Origin of the sequence: Dietzia sp. Cai40 (genome assembly GCF_014145165.1) — a bacterium.
In the GTDB taxonomy this organism is placed as follows: Bacteria; Actinomycetota; Actinomycetes; order Mycobacteriales; family Mycobacteriaceae; genus Dietzia; species Dietzia natronolimnaea.
In genome coordinates, this window is record NZ_JAALEB010000219.1 from 1 (window position 1) to 3,128 (window position 3,128).

Here is a 3,128-nt window from a genome sequence, read left to right on the forward strand (position 1 = left end):
CTCCGTACGGGAGTTACCGGGAGCGATGCCGCACCCACGGTGGATCCGAATATTTTTGGTGCTTGTCGTGGGGTTGGTGCTGCGGAAATGGGGGAGCGGCCTGCCTCCGTGTGGTGACAGGCCGCTCGGTGGTGCGGGGTTTAGTCTTTGTCGCGCCGCGGGACGTCCGGGAACGGTTTGCCGTCGTTGACCTCGGCCTCGAGGGTGGTGACGTACTGGCTGACGGCTTCGCGGATGAAGTCGGCGAGGGTGGTGATCCCGACGTGCGGGCCACCGAACGCGAGCGCGTTGTCGACCCGGTCTTTGAGCTCGGTGCCGAGTTTGACCGACACGGTGCCCTCGCGGTTGTACTTCTTGGCGGCCGGCGCCTCGGCTCGGCGCGAGTGCAGGTTCCGTGAGCGACGCTGGATGGGTGCCGGCTCTTCGGGGGTGGGGATGGCGGTCACTGGTTCGCTCCTTGTCCGGTGATGGTGTCGACGACGGCGGCGACCTGTTCGCGGATGTAGGCGGCCCGAGCGTCCGGGAGTTGGTCGAGACCCATGCCGGCGACGGCGGCGGCGGGGATGAAGGCCAGGTGGGGGATCGGCTCTCCGAGGACTGGGGCGTCGATCTGCTCGGCCAGTCGCGTGATGCGCTCGACGTATTCGTTGTGCTGCTTGATGCGGCGGTCGACGTCGTTGATGACGATGCCGGTGAACTCGATGGGAGAGGCCAGGATCGCTCCGAGGCCGTCGTCTTCGTCGTTGGCGAGGTCGATCTCCTTGACCATCTCCCGGATGCCGCGGTAGGCGCCTTCGGAGGGGGAGGCGACCAGGACCACGCCGGTGGTAGCGGCGACGTGGGCGTTGAGGGTGAGCACGTTGATGGCCGGCGGGCAGTCGATGAGGATGACGTCGTACTCGTCGGCGATCGGCCGCAGGGCCTTGGTCAGGACCATCTCGCGCAGTTTGGCCCCCTCGAGGGCGGAGTTGATCGCGGCCATTTCGCCGACGGGGGCGGCGGGGATGAGGTCGATGCCGTCTCGCTTGGTGGGGATACGCACGTCGGCGAGGGTGGCGCGGTTGGCCGTGGGGATCGCGGTGTCGAGGACGTCGGCGATGCTGAGGTCCGGGCGCGTGGTGTCGTTGCGGCCGGTGAGCCATTCGGTGGCGTTGCACTGGCCGTCGATGTCGATGACGAGGACCTTGAGGCCGCGGCTGGCGGCTTCGTGCGCCAGGTGCAGGGTCAGCGTGGTCTTGCCGACGCCACCTTTGAGGTTGGCGAGGGCGACGATGGCGGTCATGGGATCTCCTTGAGGTTTTGCCGGAGGGGTCTCTCAACAGGTTCGATTGTAGCGCAGGTGTTGCACGTCGCACAAGCGGTGCGGGTACTACATGCGATGCAGTGGTGTGGTTAGTTGTTGCCGCGGGCGCGGTCGAGGGTCGGCGCTGCGAGGTCCAGGCCGCGGGCCTTGATGAAGGCTCGGAGGGTGCCGGCTTCGTCGCTGGAGGGAACGGCTTCGAGTCCGTCCTTGACGATCGCGATTACGCGGTCTCCGTCGTTGAAGGTTTCGCGGATCGCGCCGCTCCAGTTGTGGACCTTGTCGTCGATGAACTGGACCTCGTACAGGGTGGAGGGCTGGTTGCTGGGGGAGAGGTAGTCGTGGTCGTCGGCGATCCAGACTGAGGTGAGGGTGACAGTGCCGCGCCTGGTGTTGATCTCGGTGGAGAAGACGTGGTCGATGCGTCCGGCGATCATCATCGTGGTGCTCCTTGTGGCTGTGCCGGGGAGGTCCGCGGCTGGGTGCGAGTCTAGGTGTGGCGGTGCGTGAGCTCGGCGAGCGTAGCGAGCAGGTCGGCGCGGCCGGCGCCGCCGCTGCGGGTGGCGATGACGGTCCAGCACTGGCCGTTGATGGCGATGAGATGGGCGTGCGCGGTGCACGGGTCCTGGGCGTGCAGGTCGATGGTGACATTCGCGGCGAGCTCGTAGGCCCGGTGCTGGGCGTGGTGGTGGTCGCCGAGCGTGGTGTCGGTGATTGAGTGCAGGCGTTGGCCGTCGGGCGTGCAAGTGTCGATCTCGATGATGTGCATGACTACTCCTGGTCGGGGTCGGGTGCGTGGATGCAGTAGCCCTCGCTGCCGCTGACGAACGCGCCGCCGGCGTACTGGCCGTTGTCGGAGGCCAGGTCGTGAGCGAGGGCGTAGATCTGGGCGGCGAGGTCGTTGCGGTCGAGCTGGCCGTTCTCACCTCGGTGGGGGGTGACGATTCCCGCTCGGGAGCCGACGGTGACGTGCCGGGCGCGGTAGTCGCCGGCCTGGGCGACGGCGAGGGCGTCGTGGACGACGTCGTCGTAGCGAGTGCCGGTGATCGGGGCGGTGTTCATGCCGGCAATGGTGGCACGGTGGGCCGCTGCGACTGGCCGCTCTTGCCAGTCGCAGCGGCCGATCTGTGGATGAGCGGATGCCTGTGAAATGCCGCGGTGGCCGGACGAAGATCGTCCGGCCACCGGCCTCCACGGGATCAGCGGTGCAGCGGGTTGAAGGCTGCGATCTTGAGCCCCTTGGGGGTCTGGACGATGGAGGCCGACAGGGCGCGGACTCGGGTGCCTACGGTGAGGACTGCGGCGACGGTGAACTGGTAGCGGGGGGTCTTGTTCCTGCTGGGCAGTTCGGTCTTGGTGATGTGCATGCGCTTGAGCGTGGCCTCAGTCTCGCCCTTGCAGAGAGTGCGGCGGGCGACGGCGGCGCGGTTGATCGACTTGATCCCGGAATCGGTGCCGATGTCCGCTCCGACGGTGTACGGGGGGCGACGGCCGTTGTAGACGGCGAGGGCACGGGTCAGGATCGCGTCGAGGGCTAGGACCTCCTGGGCGGTGGGCTTGGTCGGGTCGTCGAGGTCGGCGGCAGTGCCCTGGTCGGCGTCCGGCTGGGTCAGCGCGGTGGCCATGAGGTCGCCGACGACCTTCTCGGTGGCGGTGGCGAGGACCATCTGGGCCTCGGCGAGGGTGAGGCCGCGCTCGGTGGCGGCGGTGAGGGCGTGGCGGACGTTGGCGTAGTCGGCCCTCGTGGGGTCCAGGTCGACCAGGGCAGTGACCAGGATGTTCATGCTGCGCTCCTTGCGGTCCTGCCGGGGGCTTGTCCCTCTCGGCA

The 3,128-nt window shown here is 68.0% G+C and carries 6 protein-coding genes; all 6 read right to left on the reverse strand.

Annotated elements, in window-relative coordinates:
- Window positions 1–140 precede the first annotated feature (140 nt).
- Window positions 141–446, reverse strand: coding sequence for a hypothetical protein (locus tag G6022_RS09200; RefSeq protein ID WP_182639524.1), 306 nt, complete (start codon window positions 444–446; stop codon window positions 141–143).
- Window positions 443–1,282 (reverse strand): ParA family protein, encoded by an 840-nt coding sequence (locus tag G6022_RS09205; RefSeq protein ID WP_182639523.1) that lies wholly within the window; start codon window positions 1,280–1,282, stop codon window positions 443–445. Before G6022_RS09205 ends, G6022_RS09200 begins: the two co-directional genes overlap by 4 nt.
- 110 nt (window positions 1,283–1,392) lie before the next feature.
- Window positions 1,393–1,740 carry a hypothetical protein gene (locus tag G6022_RS09210; RefSeq protein WP_182639522.1) on the reverse strand — a complete coding sequence of 116 codons (348 nt, stop codon included), beginning with the start codon at window positions 1,738–1,740 and terminating at the stop codon, window positions 1,393–1,395.
- A gap of 50 nt (window positions 1,741–1,790) precedes the next feature.
- A complete protein-coding gene (locus G6022_RS09215; RefSeq protein WP_182639521.1) occupies window positions 1,791–2,069 on the reverse strand; it encodes a hypothetical protein in 279 nt (92 codons plus the stop codon).
- A 2-nt stretch (window positions 2,070–2,071) separates the two neighbouring features.
- Window positions 2,072–2,362, reverse strand: a complete 291-nt coding sequence (locus G6022_RS09220) for a hypothetical protein (protein ID WP_182639520.1) — start codon at window positions 2,360–2,362, stop codon at window positions 2,072–2,074.
- Between the two features lie 137 nt (window positions 2,363–2,499).
- The coding region (locus G6022_RS09225; RefSeq protein ID WP_206682369.1) for a hypothetical protein at window positions 2,500–3,128 on the reverse strand (629 nt) is incomplete at its 5' end.

Bases quoted from the DNA above. Each gene is read 5' to 3' on its own strand.
- G6022_RS09205 (WP_182639523.1), bottom strand. From the start codon at position 1,282: ATGACCGCCATCGTCGCCCTCGCCAACCTCAAAGGTGGCGTCGGCAAG.
- G6022_RS09210 (WP_182639522.1), bottom strand. From the start codon at position 1,740: ATGATGATCGCCGGACGCATCGACCACGTCTTCTCCACCGAGATCAAC.
- G6022_RS09215 (WP_182639521.1), bottom strand. From the start codon at position 2,069: ATGCACATCATCGAGATCGACACTTGCACGCCCGACGGCCAACGCCTG.
- G6022_RS09220 (WP_182639520.1), bottom strand. From the start codon at position 2,362: ATGAACACCGCCCCGATCACCGGCACTCGCTACGACGACGTCGTCCAC.